General features: G+C 61.2%; 20 protein-coding genes. 16 read left to right on the top strand and 4 right to left on the bottom strand.

Annotated elements, in window-relative coordinates:
• The first annotated feature begins 98 nt into the window (after window positions 1–98).
• The 6 genes from glyQ (at window position 99) to G7048_RS07680 (ending at window position 6219) form a co-directional block, all read left to right on the top strand.
• On the top strand, window positions 99–1055 hold the full coding sequence (glyQ, locus tag G7048_RS07705; RefSeq protein WP_166067571.1) for a glycine--tRNA ligase subunit alpha: 957 nt from the start codon (window positions 99–101) through the stop codon (window positions 1053–1055).
• Between the two features lie 27 nt (window positions 1056–1082).
• Window positions 1083–3248 carry a glycine--tRNA ligase subunit beta gene (gene glyS / locus G7048_RS07700; RefSeq protein ID WP_166067570.1) on the top strand — a complete coding sequence of 722 codons (2166 nt, stop codon included), beginning with the start codon at window positions 1083–1085 and terminating at the stop codon, window positions 3246–3248.
• Between the two features lie 78 nt (window positions 3249–3326).
• Window positions 3327–3905 carry a D-glycero-beta-D-manno-heptose 1,7-bisphosphate 7-phosphatase gene (gene gmhB, locus G7048_RS07695; RefSeq protein ID WP_166067569.1) on the top strand — a complete coding sequence of 193 codons (579 nt, stop codon included), beginning with the start codon at window positions 3327–3329 and terminating at the stop codon, window positions 3903–3905.
• 32 nt (window positions 3906–3937) lie between these two features.
• Window positions 3938–4684: a 1-acyl-sn-glycerol-3-phosphate acyltransferase gene (locus G7048_RS07690; RefSeq protein WP_166067568.1), complete on the top strand. Its 747-nt coding sequence runs from the start codon at window positions 3938–3940 to the stop codon at window positions 4682–4684.
• 30 nt (window positions 4685–4714) lie between these two features.
• Window positions 4715–5725 carry a M48 family metallopeptidase gene (locus G7048_RS07685; protein ID WP_166067567.1) on the top strand — a complete coding sequence of 337 codons (1011 nt, stop codon included), beginning with the start codon at window positions 4715–4717 and terminating at the stop codon, window positions 5723–5725.
• 47 nt (window positions 5726–5772) lie between these two features.
• The gene (locus tag G7048_RS07680; RefSeq protein ID WP_166067566.1) at window positions 5773–6219 is read left to right on the top strand and encodes a rhodanese-like domain-containing protein; all 447 of its coding nucleotides are present in this window, start codon (window positions 5773–5775) and stop codon (window positions 6217–6219) included.
• A gap of 296 nt (window positions 6220–6515) precedes the next feature.
• Here G7048_RS07680 and lysM read toward each other — a convergent pair whose 3' ends face one another.
• Window positions 6516–6986, bottom strand: coding sequence for a peptidoglycan-binding protein LysM (gene lysM / locus G7048_RS07675; protein ID WP_166067565.1), 471 nt, complete (start codon window positions 6984–6986; stop codon window positions 6516–6518).
• 176 nt (window positions 6987–7162) lie between these two features.
• Between lysM and G7048_RS07670 the strand changes: the two genes are divergently transcribed.
• Complete coding sequence (locus G7048_RS07670; protein ID WP_166067564.1) at window positions 7163–7936, top strand: type III pantothenate kinase; 774 nt, start codon at window positions 7163–7165, stop codon at window positions 7934–7936.
• 15 nt (window positions 7937–7951) lie between these two features.
• Here the strand turns inward: G7048_RS07670 and G7048_RS07665 are convergent, their stop codons facing one another.
• Together G7048_RS07665 and G7048_RS07660 are read right to left on the bottom strand one after the other, a co-directional pair.
• Window positions 7952–8635: a TetR/AcrR family transcriptional regulator gene (locus G7048_RS07665; RefSeq protein WP_166067563.1), complete on the bottom strand. Its 684-nt coding sequence runs from the start codon at window positions 8633–8635 to the stop codon at window positions 7952–7954.
• A 124-nt stretch (window positions 8636–8759) separates the two neighbouring features.
• On the bottom strand, window positions 8760–9266 hold the full coding sequence (locus tag G7048_RS07660) for a phasin family protein (RefSeq protein WP_166067562.1): 507 nt from the start codon (window positions 9264–9266) through the stop codon (window positions 8760–8762).
• Window positions 9267–9417: 151 nt separating this feature from the next.
• Between G7048_RS07660 and rfbB the strand changes: the two genes are divergently transcribed.
• The 4 genes from rfbB to rfbC all read left to right on the top strand — a co-directional run bounded on the left by rfbB (window position 9418) and on the right by rfbC (window position 13022).
• Window positions 9418–10497 carry a dTDP-glucose 4,6-dehydratase gene (gene rfbB, locus G7048_RS07655; protein ID WP_166067561.1) on the top strand — a complete coding sequence of 360 codons (1080 nt, stop codon included), beginning with the start codon at window positions 9418–9420 and terminating at the stop codon, window positions 10495–10497.
• Complete coding sequence (gene rfbD, locus G7048_RS07650; protein ID WP_166067560.1) at window positions 10494–11387, top strand: dTDP-4-dehydrorhamnose reductase; 894 nt, start codon at window positions 10494–10496, stop codon at window positions 11385–11387. The genes rfbB and rfbD overlap by 4 nt, the downstream gene beginning before the upstream one ends.
• 25 nt (window positions 11388–11412) lie before the next feature.
• Complete coding sequence (gene rfbA / locus G7048_RS07645) at window positions 11413–12312, top strand: glucose-1-phosphate thymidylyltransferase RfbA (RefSeq protein WP_166067559.1); 900 nt, start codon at window positions 11413–11415, stop codon at window positions 12310–12312.
• A 164-nt stretch (window positions 12313–12476) separates the two neighbouring features.
• Window positions 12477–13022, top strand: coding sequence for a dTDP-4-dehydrorhamnose 3,5-epimerase (gene rfbC / locus G7048_RS07640; protein ID WP_166067558.1), 546 nt, complete (start codon window positions 12477–12479; stop codon window positions 13020–13022).
• Between the two features lie 6 nt (window positions 13023–13028).
• Here rfbC and G7048_RS07635 read toward each other — a convergent pair whose 3' ends face one another.
• Entirely contained in the window at window positions 13029–14639 is a 1611-nt protein-coding gene (locus G7048_RS07635) for a beta-galactosidase (RefSeq protein WP_166067557.1), read from the bottom strand.
• Between the two features lie 366 nt (window positions 14640–15005).
• Between G7048_RS07635 and G7048_RS07630 the strand changes: the two genes are divergently transcribed.
• From G7048_RS07630 to G7048_RS07610, 5 genes are all read left to right on the top strand, one after another.
• Entirely contained in the window at window positions 15006–16727 is a 1722-nt protein-coding gene (locus G7048_RS07630; protein ID WP_166070857.1) for a GspE/PulE family protein, read from the top strand.
• Window positions 16720–17967, top strand: coding sequence for a type II secretion system F family protein (locus G7048_RS07625; RefSeq protein ID WP_166067556.1), 1248 nt, complete (start codon window positions 16720–16722; stop codon window positions 17965–17967). Before G7048_RS07630 ends, G7048_RS07625 begins: the two co-directional genes overlap by 8 nt.
• Before the next feature lie 26 nt (window positions 17968–17993).
• Window positions 17994–18425, top strand: coding sequence for a type II secretion system major pseudopilin GspG (gene gspG / locus G7048_RS07620; RefSeq protein ID WP_166067555.1), 432 nt, complete (start codon window positions 17994–17996; stop codon window positions 18423–18425).
• Window positions 18426–18487: 62 nt separating this feature from the next.
• Entirely contained in the window at window positions 18488–18898 is a 411-nt protein-coding gene (locus G7048_RS07615; protein ID WP_240933209.1) for a GspH/FimT family pseudopilin, read from the top strand.
• The gene (locus G7048_RS07610; RefSeq protein ID WP_240933208.1) at window positions 18895–19311 is read left to right on the top strand and encodes a prepilin-type N-terminal cleavage/methylation domain-containing protein; all 417 of its coding nucleotides are present in this window, start codon (window positions 18895–18897) and stop codon (window positions 19309–19311) included. Before G7048_RS07615 ends, G7048_RS07610 begins: the two co-directional genes overlap by 4 nt.

Genomic DNA, 19311 nt, shown 5'->3' with positions numbered 1-19311 from the left:
TTGATTACTCGGGGGCTGCGGCCCCCGTTTTGTTTGTGCGAACTAAAATGTCCGGTTCACGCCAAAAAGCGCGTTTCCCGGACAAGACAGAACCCGTCATGCTGACCTTCCAACAAATCATTCTCAAATTGCAGTCGTACTGGGCCGACCAGGGCTGCGCACTTTTGCAGCCCTATGACATGGAAGTGGGCGCGGGTACGTCGCACACCGCCACTTTCCTGCGCGCTTTGGGCCCAGAGCCATGGAAGGCCGCCTACGTGCAGCCCAGCCGCCGTCCCAAGGACGGCCGCTACGGCGAGAACCCGAACCGTGGTCAGCATTACTACCAGTACCAGGTGGTTCTGAAGCCAGCGCCGGACAACATCCTCGAGCTGTACCTCGGCTCGCTCGAAGCGCTGGGCTTTGACCTCAAGAAGAACGACATCCGCTTTGTCGAAGACGACTGGGAAAACCCGACGCTCGGCGCGTGGGGCCTCGGCTGGGAAGTCTGGCTCAACGGCATGGAAGTGACGCAGTTCACCTATTTCCAGCAGGTCGGCGGCATCGACTGCAAGCCTGCGACTGGCGAAATCACCTACGGTCTGGAACGTCTCGCGATGTATCTGCAGGGCGTCGAGAACATGTATGACCTGATCTGGACGGATGATGGCAATGGTCGGAAATTGACCTACGGCGACGTGTTCCATCAGAACGAAGTCGAACAATCGGCCTACAACTTCGAGCATTCCGATGCCGATTTCCTGTTCACCGCCTTTGGCGCGTATGAAAAGCAGGCCCAGCATCTGATGGAAGCCAAGCTCCCATTGCCCGCTTACGAGCAAGTGCTCAAGGCTGCCCACACCTTCAATCTGCTGGACGCACGCGGCGCGATCTCCGTGACCGAGCGTGCCGCCTACATCGGTCGCATCCGCAATCTGGCACGTGCCGTGGCCAAGGCGTATCTGGACAGCCGCGCGCGCCTTGGATTCCCGATGGCGCCCAAGGCATGGGCCGACGAAGTGCTGGCGGATCTCGCCAAGGCCGAGGCTCAACAGAACAACAAGAAGGCCGCCTGAGGCGTCGCAGAAGCAGAGATATTGATCATGACAACACCGAATCTTCTTGTTGAACTGTTTGTGGAAGAACTGCCGCCCAAGGCGCTGCAGAAGCTCGGCGACGCCTTTGCGGGCGTGCTGTTCGAGCAACTGAAGGCGCAGGGCCTGACATCCAGCGGATCGCGCCTGACAGCCTATGCCTCGCCACGTCGTCTGGCCGCGCACATCACCGAAGTGCTGCCCCAGGCGGCAGACAAGGCTGTGTCGCAAAAGCTCATGCCCGTGACCGTGGGTCTGACCGCTGACGGCAAAGCCACGCCTGCGCTGCTCAAGAAGCTCAACGCGCTGGGCGCGGATGAATCCGCTGTCGCCACGCTGGATCGCCAGAATGATGGCAAGGCCGACATTCTTTTCTATAACAGCACCGCCAAGGGCGCGCAGTTGACCGAAGGCGTGCAGAAGGCGCTCGACGAAGCCATCACCAAGCTGCCGATCCCGAAGGTCATGCGCTACCAGTTGCAGGATGGTTGGAGCAGCGTGAACTTTGTGCGTCCCGCGCACGGCCTCGTGGCGATCCACGGCACCGAAGTGCTGCTGTCCGTGACAGCGTTGGGCCTGAAGGCCGGCAACACCACGCACGGCCACCGCTTTGAAGCGAGCGTCGATCCCGTGGGCATCACCAGCGCCGACAGCTATGCCGAGCAACTGCGCGAGCAGGGCGCGGTGATCGCCAGTTTCACTGAACGCCGCGATGAAATCGCCCGTCAGTTGAAGGCGGCGGCAGAGCGCGTCGGCGGTGGCGTGAAGGCCATCGAAGATGAAGCGCTGCTCGACGAAGTGACCGCGCTGGTCGAGCGTCCGAACGTTCTGGTCTGCGCGTTCGAAAAGGAATTCCTCGGCGTGCCGCAGGAATGCCTGATTCTGACCATGAAGGCCAACCAGAAATACTTCCCGCTGCTCGATGCGAATGGCAAGCTGACCAACCAGTTCCTGGTCGTCAGCAACATCAGCCCGGCCGATGCGAGCGCCGTGACGGGCGGCAACGAGCGCGTGGTGCGCCCGCGTCTGGCCGATGCGAAGTTCTTCTTCGATCAGGACCGCAAGAAGACGCTGGCCAGCCGCGTCGATGCGCTCGGCAAGATCGTCTATCACAACAAGCTTGGCACGCAGGGCGAGCGCACACAGCGCGTGCGCGCGATCGCCAAGGCGATTGCCACGCAGATGTTCACCGAGATCGTCAAGGTCAACCCGGCGCTGAACTCCGACGAAGGCGAAATCGCGCGCGACTACCTGATGGACTGCGTGGACAACGCCGCGCTGCTTGCCAAGACCGATCTGGTGACCGACATGGTTGGCGAGTTCCCCGAGCTGCAAGGCATCATGGGTGGCTATTACGCAGCCAATGACGGCCTCGCCGTCGAAGTGGCGCACGCCATCGAAGACCACTACAAGCCGCGCTTTGCGGGCGACGAACTGCCGCGCGAAAACGTGGGCGTGATCGTTGCGCTGGCCGACAAGCTGGAAACGCTGGTCGGCATGTTCGGCATCGGCAATCTGCCCACGGGCGACCGCGATCCGTTCGCGCTGCGTCGCCACGCGCTGGGCGTGATCCGCATGTTGATCGAAAAGGAATTGCCGCTCGATCTGGCCAAGATCATCAAGGCCGCGTCCGAGAGCTTCGGTTCGCTGCTTGCCGATGCGGACAAGAGCAACGCGCAACTGCTGGACTTCATTCACGAGCGCCTCGCGGGCTACCTGCGCGAGCAGGGCTACAGCGCGCAGGAAGCGGATGCCGTGATCGCCGCCAACGTGCCATGGGGTGAGATGCCCAAGGCGCTGCAGGCCGTGCGCGCATTTGCCGAACTGCCCGAAGCCCCTGCGCTGGCTGCGGCCAACAAGCGCATCGGCAACATCCTCAAGAAGGCGGGCGAAGTGGACGCGCATGTCAATCCCGCCATGCTCAAGGAACCTGCGGAGCAGGCGCTCTACGCCGCCATGCAGCAGACCGTGCCCGTGGCCGATGCGAAGTTCGCCACCGGCGACTACACCGGCAGCCTGCAGACGCTGGCCGCTCTGCGCGCGCCGGTGGACCAATTCTTCGACGACGTGATGGTCAATGCCGAAGAAGAGGATGTGCGTCTGAATCGTCAGGGCCTGCTCAAGTCGCTGCACGTGGCGATGAACCGCGTGGCGGATCTGTCGCGTCTGGCATAGACACGCAGTGCACCGCTGGTCGATCATGAGTGGACAATGCAGGGCGGGATTTCACCCGAATGCTTTCATAATCCACTCATGAAAATCGCCATCATCGACCGCGACGGCACGCTCAACGCCCTGGGCAACGAGTACATCGCCACACCTGACGAATGGGTCCCGATTCCGGGCGCATTGGAGGCCGTGGCGCGTCTGTCGCGCGCGGGCTGGCATGTGGTGATCGCCACCAACCAGCCGGGCCTCGGGCGCGGCGTGATCGATGTGCATGCGCTCAACGCCATCCATGCGCGGCTGCTCAAGCAGGTGCAGGGGCTGGGCGGGCGTATCGATGCCGTGTTTTTCTGCCCGCATTCGGATGCCGAGCACTGCAGTTGCCGCAAGCCCGCGCCGGGTTTGATGGAGCAGATTCGTGACCGCTATGGTGCGGAATCCGCAGACATCGTGGCCGTGGGCAGCAGCGTTCTGCATCTGCAGGCGGCGACTGCCGCTGGCATTTCGCAGTTGCACATGGTGTGCACAGGTGCGGCGGCGGATGTCGATGCCGCCAAGGAACTGCCAGCGCCTTGGCCGCAGAACACGCATGCCCACGCAGACCTGAACGCTTTTGTGGATTTCATCGCGGCCACAGCGCAGGCGGCCAAGACACAGGCACACTGAAAATACTGAGACCGATTGGTACAACAAACACTATGGCTTTCATCCGTTCCGTTCTTCATCTGCTGTGGATGAGTGTCACCGTGATTCCGTACACCCTCGCGCTGCTTCTGGTGCGCGTGTGCGGCGGCAAGCAGTCGAGCGTGTACCGCGTGGCGCGTGCCTGGCTGGCGCTGTCGGTCAACAGCGCCAAGCCGATGCTGGGCATCTCCACCCGCATCATCGGCATGGAGAACCTGCCCACCGATCCCAAGCAGGGCGTGGTGCTGCTGTGCAAGCACCAGTCCACGTACGAGACCTTTCTGATGCCCGCGATCATGCCGCGCCAGCTCGCCTATGTGTTCAAGAAGGAACTGCTGAAGATTCCGTTTTTCGGCTGGTCCATCGGCAGTCTGGACATGGTGCACATCGACCGCAGCCAAGGCAGCCGCGCGTTTGCCAAGGTGCTGCAGCAAGGCCGAAAGCTGCTCAATCAGGGCACCTGGGTGATCATGTTTCCCGAAGGCACGCGAATGGCCCGTGGTGAAGTGGGCCAGTACAAGAGCGGCGGTGCGCGTCTGGCGGTGAGCGCCGGTGTGCCGGTCGTTCCGATCGCCGTGACGTCCGCCCGCGTGTGGCCCAAGAAGCCGTTCACCAAGCGCCCCGGCATCGTGGATGTGTCCATCGGCCCGCAGATTCCTTCCGAAGGCAAGACGCAGGACGAACTGATGCAGGCTGCGCAGGACTGGATCGAAGCGGAAATGCGTCGCCTTGACCCCGAAGCCTATCTACCCGGAAAGTAAACAGAAAAAGTGGGGCAAGGCTTGATACAGATGGCGCTGGAATTGTTTGGCATCTCTGGGGATGCCAAACCGCCGGTTTCTTCGCCATCCGTCGACCCCACACAAACCCCGCCACGCAAACCAGCGGATGGGCGCAGCCGTCGCTTGAAGCCCGCAGCAGACGATTCGCAGGATCTCTGGGCGGAGTTCTCACCGCCTTCTGAACAAAACGACGCAGCGCCTGCGCCCGACCGTGAGATCGGCCCCGCGCCGGAGCCGCTGTCGCGCGTGCTGCAACCGGCCTCTTTTCGCCATCCCCAGGCCAATCGCGAAGTGCTGCTCGGCCATGCGCGCGTGGCCTATCTGCTGTCGCGCGTGCGCCGTCGCAGCATCGGGTTTGTGGTCGATGCCGATGGCTTGTCGGTGCGCGCGCCGTCGTGGGTGACGCTGGGCGCCATCGACGATGCGCTCAAGGAAAAATCGGACTGGATTCTGCGCAAGCTGGGTGATGCGCAATTGCGCCATCAAAAGCGCGAAGATGCGCGCATCGAATGGAAAAACGGCAGCGTGTTTCCATTCCTCGGCGAGCCGCTCAAGATCGTGCTCGATGCGGAGCATCGTTTCAAGGAACGTGGCGGCGCGTTGCTGGAAGCGCCCTGCGCGGGTGCCCCGCGCGAACTCCACATCGCCTTGCCGAGCACCGCCGAGCCAGCCAAGATTCGCGACGCAGTGCATGCCTGGCTGCTCAAGCAGGCACGCGCGCATTTCGTGGCGCGGCTCGATCACTACGCGCCGCAACTCAGCGTGCGCTGGACCAAGCTGCGGCTTTCCAGCGCGCAGACACGTTGGGGCAGTGCGCGATCCGATGGTTCGATCTGCTTGAACTGGCGCTTGCTGCATTTCAGGCCTTCGGTGATCGACTATGTGGTGGTGCACGAGCTTTCGCATCTGCGCGTGATGGACCACTCGCCGCGTTTCTGGGACACCGTCGCCACCGTGATGCCCGACTACAAGGCGCTGCGCCGCAGCCTCAAGGACGAAGCAACTCCTTCGTGGGAGTGATGTTGTTTCGACGCGAGCGTGGCGCGGCTTCTGACAGAATGTTTTCCATGAATACCACCACCAACACACAACAAACCAACGCTGGTTCAGACCAGCCTCAACCTGCCGATGGCTATGCAGGCAATGTGAGTCCGCAATTGGCGTGGCAATGGGTGCAGGACGGGCAAGCCGTGCTGATCGACGTGCGCACGGATGCCGAGCGCGAATGGGTCGGTTATGTGCCCGGCGCGGTGGCCGTGGCCTGGAAGCAGTGGCCTGGCATGGCGATGAATGCTTCGTTCGATGAGCAACTGCGTGCGGCTGTGCCTGTGGGGGGCAAGGCTGTGCTGCTGTGCCGCAGTGGGGTGCGGTCTGTGGCTGCTGCGAAGCGGGCTGCCGAGTTGGGGGTGGAGGCTTACAACATCCTTGAGGGGTTTGAAGGGGATGTGGATGCGGGTGGGCAACGCAATCGCGTTGGTGGATGGCGGTTTCGTGGGCTGCCTTGGAGGCAGTGAACCTGCTTCTTTTTGAGGGCGGAGGCCGGGTCTCGCCCCGGCGGGCGAGTAACTTTTTGCTTGCGCGCAAAAAGTCACCAAAAACGCGCTGGAATACCTGCGGCAAAACTCACTGCGCGCCGTAGGCGCTCCGTTCAGACAGCTTGCCGCAAGTCAGTCTGGAAGAGGTGTGATTCGGCACTTCGCGTTGCTCGTGCCCGTTGATCTCGCGACTGCGCGAGATGCAAAAAAGCCAGAGCCTGTGGGGCTCTGGCTTTTTTGTTGGATGGCCATGCGTTTGTGTGCACGGCTTGGCATCACTGCAGGGGAGGGATGCGCAGCTTCTGGCCGGGGTAGATCTTGTCCGGGTTGGACAGCATCGGCTTGTTGGCTTCGAAGATGACGTTGTACTTGTTGGCGTTGCCGTAGTACTTCAGCGAGATGGCCGACAGGGTGTCACCGCGCACCACATCGTGGTATTGCGCTTCGGGTTCCGGGTTGGTCACGGACATCTGGTTGTCCACGGACTGCACGCTGGCCACGTTGCCGCAGCACAGTGTGACCTTTTCCTTGGCGGCCTGGGTCGGAGCGACACCGGCCACGGTCACAGCGCCGGTGGCACCGTCGAACTTGACCGCGACGTCGGACACGCCGAGGTTCTGTGCGCCGATGTATGTCTGGATGGCGGAGGCGGCCTTGGCGTTCAGGTCCTCTGTAGGCGCGGCTTGAGCGGACGAGCCGCCGAAGAGCTTTTCACCTGCTTCTTTGATGAAACTAAACAATCCCATGCTGTGATCTCCTATGGTTGCGGAATTAAGCGACTTGCCACTGTAAGGGCTGGACATGACAGTCTATGTCAGAGACTTACCCTAGGTTTGCTTCAAGCGCTAGGCAAGGGTGACATTCTGCACTGTGGTTTTGACGACCAAGTGTTAAATCTCGAAAACTCACGATAATCGCTCGCATGACATTTCTGGCCATCGATGTGGGCAACACCCGTCTCAAATGGGCGTTGTTCGATGCTCCCCAACCTGGTGCCCATCTTTTGGCCCATGGTGCCGAATTTCTGGATCACATAGACCGACTGGCCGAAGGGCCGTGGGCGACGCTGCCTGCGCCCGAGCGCATGCTGGGCTGCGTGGTGGCGGGTGACGCGGTCAAGCGCCGCGTGGCCGAGCAGATGGAGATCTGGGACGTGTCGCCGCAGTGGGTCGTGCCGTCCAACGAGGAGGCCGGTCTGGTCAATGGATACGACCATCCTGCGCGGCTCGGGGCGGATCGCTGGGTGGCGATGATCGGTGCGCGCCATCGCTTGCTGGCGCAGGGGCCAGAGCGTCCTCTGGTGCTGGTGATGGTGGGCACGGCGGTGACCGTCGAGGCGATCGACACCGACGGCAAGTTCCTCGGCGGGTTGATTCTGCCGGGACACGGCATCATGCTGCGCGCGCTGGAAACCGGCACGGCTGGGCTGCATGTGCCCACGGGCGAGGTGCGTCCGTTTCCGTCGAACACGAGCGATGCGCTCACCAGCGGTGGCACCTATGCGATTGCCGGTGCGGTCGAGCGAATGTACCAGCATCTCAAGGAGCATTGCGGCATGGAGCCCGCCTGCATGATGACGGGCGGTGCGGGCTGGAAGATGGCGCCGAGCATGACGCGTCCGTTCGAGCTGGTCGAGCAACTGATTTTCGACGGTCTGCTGGAAATTGCCGCGCGCCGCATCGCCGTGGCGCTGTGAATTCGTGATTCTGCGTCAGGCGACGGCAGTTTCTGTCTTGGCCTGCGACGCATAGGCGTCGATCAGTCGCTGCAGATGCGCCTGCTGGTCTGCCACCGCGTAGGGCGCGAGCAGTCCCAGCACATGCGCTGCGTTGCGCATGGCAGCGTTCTGGGCGTTGTCTTCTTCGAGCGCGTTGCGCGGGTCGAGCGCATATTCGTAGCTGAGCCAGAAAACGAGCAGCAGAACCATGCTGCGCGCGACCGAATCCCAGCCAACGGGTGGAGCGTTCAGCGCCGCGTTCTTCTGCATGGTGTTCAGCAGGCGAAGCAGGCTTTGCGTGAGGTCTTCAAGCGTCTGCCGCACGCCGGTTTCGAGCTGGCGATTGCGTGACAGCAGTTCGTTGAGATTGCGGTAGATGAAGCGGTACTGCCAGTTCACCTCCAGCACCGAGTGGATGAAGAACCAGGCGTCCTCGACATTGGTGACGCCGTCCGAGGCCTGCAGAATCGGTTGCAGCGCCTGCTCGTACTGCACGAACAGCGCGTTGATCAGGTCGTCTTTGGCGGGAAAGTGGTAGTAGAGATTGCCAGGGCTGATGTTCAGCTCGACCGAGATGGCATTGGTGGACACGCCGGGCTCGCCAAAGCGGTTGAACAGCGCCAGACTGCTCTCGAGAATGCGCTCAGCCGTGCGGCGCGGTGCCTTTTTGGTCCCCATGCCTGTCTCCTTGCCCCTCTTGCTTACTATTGTGGCTGGTTGAGTGATGACTCTAACCCGGCAAAGTGGGTGTGGACAGTGGGTAATCAATGAGATTGATGACTGTCAGATGGGAGTAGGATTTCTAGCTCCCCGATTTGCGGGTGCTCTTGCGTGCTGGCGTTGTTGCCGCTTCGTCGTCGGCAAGTCCTTGTTCCTGACGCAGTTGCGCGCGGGTCTGCTCCAGTTCTTGGCTCAACAAGACGATCTGCGCCTGCAGGGCCTGCAGATCCTGCGCGCTCGGAATGCCCAATCGCTGCAGCGCTTTGGCAACGCGCTGCTCGAACAGCGATTCCAGCTTGTCCAGCGGCTCGGCGGCGCGCTCGCTCACTTTGCTGGTCAAGTCCTCGAAGCGGCTGCTGGCGGCCTGAAACTGCTCCTGCGCCATGGCCTGCGCCTGCTTTTGCAGCGCCAGCCCATCCTGTACGAGCACGTTGAACACCTTGCCGCCTTCCTGCTGCGCCTTCGAAAACGCGCCCAGACCGGCCAGCCAGATCTGCTCGGCTGACTCCTTGGCGAGATGCGGCAACTGCTGAAGCTGCTCGGGAATGGCACTCTTGCCTTTGCTTGCCTGTGACGATTTGCTGCTCATGGTGTGGCGTCCTTTCTGCGGCTGTGACGATCAGATTGATTTCGATCAGGCCGGAGTCTGGAAGTCTATGACTTTTGGACGGTAAACCTGTGTAAGACAAGGGGTGGGATAATCACAGGTTCAGTCAACTTCCCGATCCGGGCATATCACCATGATTCTGGTTACTGGTGGCGCAGGCTTTATTGGCGCCAACTTCGTGCTGGACTGGCTGGCCGTCAATGACGAGCCGGTGGTCAACGTCGACAAGCTCACCTACGCAGGCAATCTGCAGAACCTGCAGACGCTCAAAGGGGATGCTCGCCACCACTTTGTTCAAGGCGATATCGGGGACGCGGCGCTGATCGAGCGCTTGCTCAAGGAGCACAAGCCGCGCGCTGTCGTGAATTTCGCGGCCGAGTCGCATGTGGACCGTTCCATCCATGGCCCGGAAGACTTCATCCAGACCAACATCGTCGGCACCTTCCGCCTGCTGGAGGCGGTGCGTCACTATTGGTCTGCCTTGCCTGAAGCCGAGAAGCAGGACTTCCGCTTTCTGCATGTGTCGACCGATGAGGTCTATGGCTCACTCAAGCCCACTGATCCAGCCTTCACCGAAGACCACAACTTCGAGCCCAACAGCCCGTATTCGGCCAGCAAGGCGGCCAGCGACCACCTGGTGCGTGCCTGGCATCACACCTACGGCATGCCGGTGCTGACGACCAACTGCAGCAACAACTACGGCCCCTACCATTTCCCCGAGAAGCTGATCCCGCTGATGATCGTGAACGCGCTCGCGGGCAAGCCGCTGCCGGTCTATGGCGACGGCATGCAGATCCGCGACTGGCTCTATGTGCGCGATCACTGCAGCGCTATTCGCCGCGTGCTCGAAGGCGGCAAGCTGGGCGAGACCTACAACGTCGGCGGCTGGAACGAGAAGCCGAACATCGAGATCGTGAATCTCGTCTGCGGCCTGCTCGACGAACTGCGCCCGCGCGCCGACGGCAAGACCTATCGCGAGCAGATCACCTATGTGACGGACCGCCCCGGCCATGATCGCCGCTACGCCATCGATGCCCGCAAGCTGGAGCGCGAACTGGGCTGGAAGCCAGCGGAAACCTTCGAAACCGGCATCCGCAAGACCGTGCAGTGGTATCTGGAAAACGCCGACTGGGTGGCGGCCGTGCAGACTGGCGCGTACCGCGACTGGATTTCGCAGCAGTACACACCAGAAGAGCAGAAGGCGTCGGCATGAAGAAGATTCTTCTGCTGGGCAAGGGCGGCCAGGTCGGCTGGGAACTGCAGCGCAGCCTGAGCGTTCTTGGACAGGTCACGGCGCTGGATTTCGACAGCACCGAGCATTGCGGTGACTTCTCCAATCCCGAAGGCGTCGCCGCCACCGTGCGTGCGTTGGCACCGGACGTGATCGTGAATGCCGCTGCCCACACTGCTGTGGACAAGGCCGAAAGCGAGCCCGATTTCGCGCGCAAGCTCAACGCCACCACACCGGGCCTGATCGCACAGGAAGCGGCCAAGCTGAAGGCCTTGCTGGTGCACTACAGCACCGACTACGTCTTTGACGGTTCGGGCGACAAGCCCTGGGCGGAAACCGATGCCACCGGCCCGCTGTCCGTCTACGGCAGCACCAAGCTCGAAGGCGAGGAACTGATTCGCGCAAGCGGCGCAAAGCACATCATTCTGCGCACGAGCTGGGTGTATGCAGCGCGCGGCGGCAACTTCGCCAAGACCATGCTGCGCCTTGCGCAAGAGCGCGATCGCCTTACCGTGATCAACGACCAGTTCGGCGCGCCGACAGGTGCCGATCTGCTGGCCGATGTGACCGCACATGCGATCCGCCATCTGGCGAACAAGCCTGAGGACGGCGGTCTCTACCACTGCGTGGCGGGCGGCGTGACCACGTGGTTCGACTATGCGAAGTTCGTCATCGAGCAAGCGCAGAAGATCAAGCCCGAACTGCAGATCAAGGCCACTGACATCGCGCCGGTGCCGACATCAGCCTTCCCCACGCCGGCCAAGCGCCCCAACAACTCACGTCTGAACACGGCGAAGCTGCAAAGCACCTTTGGACTGACCTTGCCGCACTGGCAGCATGGCGTGCAGCGCATGCTCACAGAGATTCTTTGAATAGTCTGCTGACAAAGAGAACAACATGACATCCACGAACACATCCCAACGCAAGGGCATCATTCTCGCGGGCGGCTCGGGCACGCGCCTGCATCCGGCGACGCTGGCCATCAGCAAGCAACTGCTGCCGGTCTATGACAAGCCCATGATCTATTACCCGCTGAGCACGCTGATGCTTGCGGGCATTCGCGACATCCTGATCATCAGCACGCCGCAGGACACGCCGCGCTTCGAGCAACTGCTCGGCGATGGCAGCCAGTGGGGCATCCGCCTGACCTACGAAGTGCAGCCCAGCCCGGACGGATTGGCGCAGGCCTTCCTGATCGGCGAGAAGTTCCTGGACGGCAGCCCGAGCGCGCTGGTGCTCGGCGACAACATCTTCTACGGCCACGATTTTCAAGAACTGCTGGGCAGTGCCCGCGAACGCCAAGATGGTGCCAGCGTGTTCGCCTATCACGTGCAGGATCCCGAGCGCTACGGCGTGGCCGAGTTCGACCAGACCGGCAAGGTGCTCTCCATCGAAGAAAAGCCTGCCAAGCCGAAGTCGAACTACGCGGTCACTGGCCTGTATTTCTACGACGCGCAAGTCGTCGAACTGGCCAAGAGCCTCAAGCCCTCGCCACGCGGCGAGCTGGAAATCACCGACCTGAACCGCCTGTATCTGGAAAAAGGCCAGCTCCATGTGGAAATCATGGGTCGCGGCTATGCGTGGCTCGATACCGGCACACATGAAAGCCTGCTCGAAGCGGGTCAGTTCATCTCGACGCTGGAGCATCGCCAAGGCCTGAAGATCGCTTGCCCGGAAGAGCTGGCATGGCGTCACAAGTGGATCGATGCAGAGCAACTGGAGCGTCTGGCAAAGCCATTGACGAAAAGCGGCTACGGCCAATATTTGATGCGCGTTTTGCGCGACAAGATCTATTGATCCCCCCTGAGTCGCTGCGCGCCTTCCCCCCAGGGGGACGACGCCTTCGCCGCGAGGCGGCTCTTGCTCGGCGTCTGCTGGCATGGCCTGCTCCGCGGCCTTAGGAATTGGATGCACTGCGATGAGTTTGTTGGAGTGCGAACTGTTTTGAATTGTTGGATGTTATGAAAGCAACCCGTCTGGCCATCCCCGAGGTCGTGCTGATCGAGCCCAAGGTGTTCGGCGACGCGCGCGGCTTCTTTTTCGAGAGCTTCAACCAGCAAGCCTTCAACGAAGCCACTGGCACGAAGCACGATTTCGTGCAGGACAACCACAGCCGCAGCAGCAAGGGCGTGCTGCGTGGTCTGCACTACCAGATTCAACAGCCGCAGGGCAAGCTGGTGCGCGTGGTGCGCGGCAGCGTGTTCGATGTGGCGGTGGACATCCGCAAAAGCTCGCCCACATTCGGCCAATGGGTGGGTGCCGAGCTCACCGAAGAAAACCAGCACCAGTTGTGGGTTCCGCCGGGATTCGCGCACGGCTTTGTGGTGTTGAGCGAATCGGCCGATTTCCTCTACAAGACGACCGACTACTACGCCCCGGCGCACGAGCGCTGCATTGCGTGGAGCGACCCGGACATCGCCGTGGACTGGCACTTTGACGGCACCCCCAGCCTGTCGGCCAAGGATGCGCAGGGCGTGGCATTCAAGAACGCGGAAGTGTTTGCCTGATCGGCATCATTTGCGGACAAACCACTCCAGAGCGGAGTAGAGCGCATTGGCTCCGTCTCGGGTGTTGTCCGGCGCGATGTCGAAATGTCGCTTGTCGTCGGGCGCACGCAGGCGAGCGGGCACCACGGAGAGATAGAACGGGCTCACAAAGCGCGCGCCAGCCTGGTAGTGCTGAACAAACGTCTGCCGTGCCAGTTGCGGCGTTTTTCCCATCAGCGGATTGAACTCGGGCACTCCGTAGTCGCGGATGTGCTTGTTCTTCAGATACTCAAAAGCGAACGGGCTGTGCCCATATTGGTTGATGCCATTGCGCCAGGGGGTGACGTTGGACACGGAGGCATCCGATGCGAACAGCACCGGATTCCATGTGCCATTGCTTTCCGGAACGATCTGGTGCGAGAACAGCAGCCTGGCGGGAATGCCCTCGGTCCGTGCGATTCGGTAGAAGTGGTTGAGCATCCCGTTGACCTGCGTTGCGCGGAATTCATTCCATTCGCGAGCCAGCGGGTTGTAGTACACATCCTGAAGCGGCTTGGGCATGTCGAGCCAGTATTGGAGCTGCTCAAGCTGGTTGGCCTCGGGCAAACCTTCGCGGCGCTTGGGGGGCGGAACATTGGCCGTGGATGACTGGTCGCGCGGCACGATGACGAACTCCCGCTCACCGAGCAAGTAGTCTTTCTGGGCAGAGGTGGCGATGATTTGGGCGACATGTTTGCCAGCAGGCATGTCACGAAACTGCACGTTGCTGCGAAATCCGGTGTTGGGCGAGGTCACTTCCTCTTTGGCGCGGTACACGTCCATTCGTCCGAGTCCTCGTGTGATCTGGCTGTGGAACTTGCCATCGATGTACAGCGACAGTTGCTGGATCTTCTGCTTGGGATCCCAGATCCAGCCAAAGATCGGCAGTGTTCCACCAGCAAACGCGTCGTAGTGTTGAGAGAACGACTGGAGCGGTGTCTTGCGGATGTCCAGCGATGGTGCCGTGATATCCGACACGCTGGAAAACTGGAAACCCAGTTTCTGATTCAGTCTGTCCAACGTTCCATATTTCTTTTGAAGCCAGACTCTGAATTCGTTCTGTGATTCGGGGCTGTAGTCCGTGACCTGGATGTTCTCGTACTCCCCCACGCCGTTCTCGAAATCGGGGTAGAGCTGATGCAATTCCCCGGCCAGCGTGACAGCAACAATCCGGGAGCGCACGGATTCATCCAGCGCGCTGATCTGCCGGGTCATATGGCGCAGCGCGTCAAAACGGTAGCGATTGACAGGAATGCTTTCGTCAGTACGCAACGTGAATGGAATGACGCCGTGACTGTAGTACCGGGTGGGGGGCACAGGCCCCGTGGCGTAGGCCAGCAGATTGCGCGGGTCTTGGGCGAGCTCCTTTGAAAGCGGGGAACTGCTGTCGTAATGGTCACCCATCAGATAGACGACCACCGGGCGCTTGATGGCCGTGATGACATCCAGATATCGCTTTGCCTTGGCAGGACTGAGTTCCCAGCGTCCATCGCGCTGTTCAAACAGCTCCAGCAGCGGCACCAGCAGGGTGTAACCCAGTTGCACCTTGCCGTCCGCGCCGCCGGGTTCCAGCTTGTCGAGCAGGTCTTTGGCTGCCAAATCATCGGCGGCGTTGTTTTTGACGCACCAATCCTGTATTTGCTCCAGAGTCTTTAGCTCGGTGTTACCGTTTCCGGCGTTGCACAGCAGAATCCCGGAAATCATCGGCGTGACATACAGCGGCGCTCGCGGTTGCAGGCCATCCGGCGCAATTTGCGCCTGTGCTGTACCGACAAAAAGAACCAGCGCTGTGGCCCATGCTCCCCAATTTCCCCTTTTTTTGTATTTGCGTAACAGTGCGAGCGGCATGACTTCCTGAGGCGAATCTAGCTAGGTCGGCCATAGGCTTGGCCGGTATGATGGCGGGTTATGCCGCTGGAGGGGTCGGTTGGCGACCGTCCAGCGAGGAATAAGCAACTTTCTATGATGACACATCCAGTCGAAACCGCAGAACCCACACTCGCCGAGACGCATCAGCCTGCGCGCCCGCGTCTGGGCGAAATACTGCTGCAGTCGGGCAAGATCAATCACCGCGATCTGGATCGTGCGCTCAATGCGCAGCACGAGATGGGCGGCATGCTGGGCAAGGTGCTGGTGCAGTTGGGTGTGGTTTCAGAGCTGGACATCAGTCAGGCACTGTCCAAACAACTGAATGTGCCGTTCGTCACGGCCGAGGAATTTCCCACGCTGATGCCCGAGGTGGAGGGCGTCCTGCCCGACTTCCTCATCAGCCACAACGTCTTGCCGCTGCGTGTCGAAGAAGGCCGTCTGGATGTGGCCATGGCGGTGCCGCAGGACGACTTCGTGCTCCGCGCGCTGCGCATGGTGTCCGGGCTGGAGGTGCGTCCGTTCATCGCCAATGTGTCCGACATCGAGCGTGCCTTGGCGCAACCCGCTCAGGAAGTCGAAGGCGGCCTGGAAGATCTGGATGGTGACGCAGGCGATTTCGTCGAACACTTGAAGGACCTCGCGAGCGAGGCGCCGGTGATTCGACTGGTCAATGCGATTGTCGGCCGCGTGATCGACATGCGCGCATCCGACATTCACCTGGAGCCTTTCGACGACGGCATGCACGTGCGTTACCGCGTCGACGGTGTGATCCATGGCTCCGAGATTGTTCCGCCCAAGCACAGCGCTGCGGTTGGTTCGCGCGTCAAGTTGCTCGCGCATCTGGACATCGCCGAGCGTCGTCTGCCGCAGGATGGTCGCATCAAGACCCGCGTGAAGGGCCGTGAGCTCGATCTGCGTGTCTCCACCGTGCCGACCGTGCACGGCGAAAGCATCGTGATGCGGGTTCTGGACAGAGCGAGCGTTCGCTTCAGTCTGGTCGACATGGGCTTTGCCGCGGACACGCTGGAGAAATTCAACAGCCTGTTGGCACGTCCGCACGGCATTCTGCTGGTCACGGGTCCTACCGGTTCGGGCAAGACGACCACGCTGTACGCGGCGCTGGCCAAGCTCGATTCCGACACGCAGAAGATCATCACCGTCGAAGATCCGGTGGAATATCAGCTCGAAGGCATCAACCAGATTCAAGTGCATTCGCAGATCAATCTGACCTTCGCGAACGCGCTGCGCTCGATTCTGCGTCAGGACCCGGACATCATCATGATCGGTGAAATGCGCGACGGTGAAACCGCGCAGATCGCCGTGCAGTCCGCGCTGACCGGTCACTTGGTGCTCTCCACGCTGCACACGAACACGGCCGCCGGCGCGATCATCCGTTTGAAGGACATGGGCGTCGAAGGCTATCTGATCACCTCGTCGGTGAACGGCATTCTGGCCCAGCGTCTGGTGCGTACTCTGTGCAAGGACTGCAAGGCACCTTACGTGCCGTCCGAGTCTGAATGGAAAACCTCGGGCCTGTCGCGTTTCTGCGAGCTGGGCACGCCGGTCTACAAGTCCGTGGGTTGCAATCAGTGCCGCCAGACGGGTTTCCGTGGCCGTACCGGTATCCACGAACTGCTGGTGCTCGACGAAAAGATCCGCTCGGCCATTCTGCAGGGCAAGGACGCCGTGGAAATCAACACCATCGCCGCGCATGACGGCATGCTCAGCCTGCACGAAGATGGTCTGCGCAAGGTGCTGGCCGGTGCGACCAGCCTGGATGAGCTGGCGCGCGTGACACAGGACCAGAGCGATGCCTGATTTCGACTGGAGCGCAGCCGCCGCCAACGGCAAGGTCACCAAGGGCAGCATGAACGCCGCGAGTGCCGCTCTGGTGCTCAAACGCCTGCGCGACCAGGGCATGACGCCGCTGGACGTGAAGGAAGCGGGTGCTGGGGCCGGCAAGGGTGGCGCTGCTGCGGCTGGCATGAAGAACGCGCCCAGGAAAAAGGGCAACCCCAAGGCGAAGGTCAATGCGCAGGATGTGCTGTCGCTGACCTCCGAGCTGGCGATCATGTTGAAGGCGGGTCTGTCGCTGGACAACGCGTTGCGCGTGCTCATCGACATGAGCTACAAGCCCACGGTCACCGCGCTGCTGGTCGACATTCTCGACAAGGTGAAAAGCGGTACGCCGCTGAGCAAGGCGCTGTCCAACCATCCGCATCTGTTCAGCGATTTCTACGTGAACATGATCCGCTCGGGCGAGATTTCCGGTCAGATGGCGTCTGTCATGGCGCGGCTGGTCGAGCACATGGAACGCATCCGCGCACTGCGCGAAAGCGTGATTTCGGCAGCGATCTACCCGGCGATTCTGCTCGGGGTGGCGGTTCTTTCACTTGTGGCGATGCTGGGCTTCGTGGTGCCGCAGTTCGAAAAACTGTTCAACGACATGGGTGACGCATTGCCCATGCCGACGCGCGTGGTGATGAACATCGGCAAAATGTTCCAGCACTACGGCTGGTTCATCGTGATCGCTGCGGCGTTGCTTGTCTGGCTGCTCATCAAATGGCTCAAGACACCTGCGGGCCGCCAGTGGTGGCAGTCGGTGGTGCTGCGCTTGCCGCTGATCGGCACGTTGTCCAGAAAATACGAGATGACGCTGTTCTCCCGCTCGCTGGGAACGCTGCTCGGCAATGGCGTGCCGCTGCTGACTGCGCTGCATATTTCCACGCAGACCGTCACCAATCTGTTGCTGCGCCAGCCGCTGGAAACCATGGCTCCCAAGGTCAAGGAAGGCACGAAGGTGGCAGATGCCGCCATCGGCACGGGGATTTTCGAGCCGCTCGCCATCAACCTGATGCGCGTGGGCGAGGAAACCGGCCGCATCGGCCCGATGACGCTGGAGCTGGCAAATATTTTGAACCGTGAGGTCGAGGTGGGTATCAAACGCACCTTGACTCTGGTGGAGCCGGTGCTGATCCTGGTCCTCGGTATCCTGATCGCGTCGATCATCGTGTCGATTCTGTTGGGCATTCTGTCGGTCAACGATCTCGCCGCTTAACTGTTTTGTTTTATATGACTCAAACCATGAACAACACTCGCAAAAAGAAGGCCCAGGCGGGCTTCACCCTGATTGAATTGCTGGTCGTGCTGGCCATTCTGACGCTGCTGGCAGGCTTGGTTGGCCCGCGCGTGCTGAATCAGTTGGGTGGTGCCAAGTCCAAGTCGACCGCAGTGCAGATTGCCGACATCGACAAGGCACTCGAAATCTACAAGCTCGACGTGGGCCGCTACCCGACCAATGAAGAAGGCCTGGGCGCGCTGATGAAGCGTCCTGGCAGTGGCAACGGCTGGGCGGGTCCGTACCTCAAGGGCGACGATGTGCCGACTGACGCGTGGGGCAAGCCTTTCCGTTATGCCAATCCAGGCCCGAACGGCGGCATTGAAATTCTGTCGCTGGGTGCCGATGGCGCGCCAGGCGGCGAGAGTGAAAACGCTGACGTGCGCAACGGCAAATAACGCACTGCAGCAAGTTTGGCTTTGTCGTGGCACGGGAGCGCGGTTTCACGTTGATTGAGCTGATGGTGGTTTTTGCCATCCTGGCTCTGGTCATGTCCATCGCGCCTTCGTCCTACGACAAGATGAAGACGTCCATGGAATACCGTGATGCGGTGCGCGGTGTCGTTACCGATATGCGTGCTGCACGTCAGCGAGCGGTGTTGACTGGCCGGGAGGCCGTCTTTGCCGTGGATCTTGAAAGCAAGCAATACGGCATGGAGGGCGGCAAGCCACGCCCGATCCCGGACAACATCGAAATGCGCGCAGTGGTCGCCAACAGCGAAGCCAAGGGCGCGCATTTCTCCATTCGTTTCCTGCCTTCGGGTGGCGCGAGTGGCGGCAGCGTCGACGTGCTGCGAAGTTCGGGTGATGGCGTGCGTCTGCGGGTGGATTGGTTTTCAGGGCGCGTGGAGCAGGAGCCGGTCCAGCGATGAACCGCCTTTCGATGTCCCGTCGCAGCCGACCGGCGCGCGGCTTTTCCTTGCTGGAGCTGCTCGTGGCCTTTGCCATCATGGCGGTGGCATTGGGTGTGCTCTATCGAGCGACCGGATCCAGCGTTCGAAGTGTGGGCGATCTTGAATTGCGGCAACGAGCGACCTCGGTTGCCGACTCCGCTTTGCAACGGGTGGATGGTGTTCCTCCTGCCGGACTCGCCGAGTCAGGTGCTGTGGGTGACATCAACTGGTCTCTGCAGACAAGGCCCTACGACAGTGGAAATGCCGATCCCAAGGCGCCCAAGCTTCACGAAGTGCTGGTCATGGTGACGTGGGTGGAGCGCGGCGAGCCCAGGCAGATCCAACTGAGCACGATTCGGCCCGAACGTGGGCCGAGAAGGCCGGGGCCGTAG

It is taken from the genome of Diaphorobacter sp. HDW4B (assembly GCF_011305535.1).
Classification (GTDB): domain Bacteria; phylum Pseudomonadota; class Gammaproteobacteria; order Burkholderiales; family Burkholderiaceae_C; genus Diaphorobacter_A.
Note: the sequence above shows the minus strand (reverse complement) of the source record. Positions and strands in the feature narration are given on the sequence as shown.